The organism is Pseudoalteromonas sp. GW168-MNA-CIBAN-0100 (genome assembly GCF_040309225.1).
GTDB classification, from domain to species: domain Bacteria; phylum Pseudomonadota; class Gammaproteobacteria; order Enterobacterales; family Alteromonadaceae; genus Pseudoalteromonas; species Pseudoalteromonas arctica.
In genome coordinates, this window is sequence record NZ_JBEOOL010001188.1 from 1 (window position 1) to 230 (window position 230).

The 230-nt window shown below is 36.1% G+C and carries 1 protein-coding gene; it reads right to left on the bottom strand.

Going from position 1 to position 230, the window contains the following annotated elements; genetic code table 11:
* Window positions 1-230, bottom strand: a 230-nt coding sequence (locus AAEY62_RS25150; RefSeq protein WP_350637230.1) for a hypothetical protein, incomplete at both ends; no start/stop codon positions are given.

The following is a 230-nucleotide window of genomic DNA, read 5'->3' on the forward strand; positions in this document are numbered from 1 at the left end:
GTTTTGACCAGAATGACCTAGTTGATTAAAAGAGTTATCGTGGCTCATAGTTGTAAAGCTGCCAGGAAATAGGGCGTTATAATCATCGGCCCATAAAGTTGCTAATGATCCATCTGAGTCGTTAATAGCATTTTTATAAATATCTTTAATTTCTACTTTGTATTGTTCATATTCGTAATCGCGTTTAGTAGCACGAACACCTGCTTTTACTTTAGAGATCCAGTTTGCAC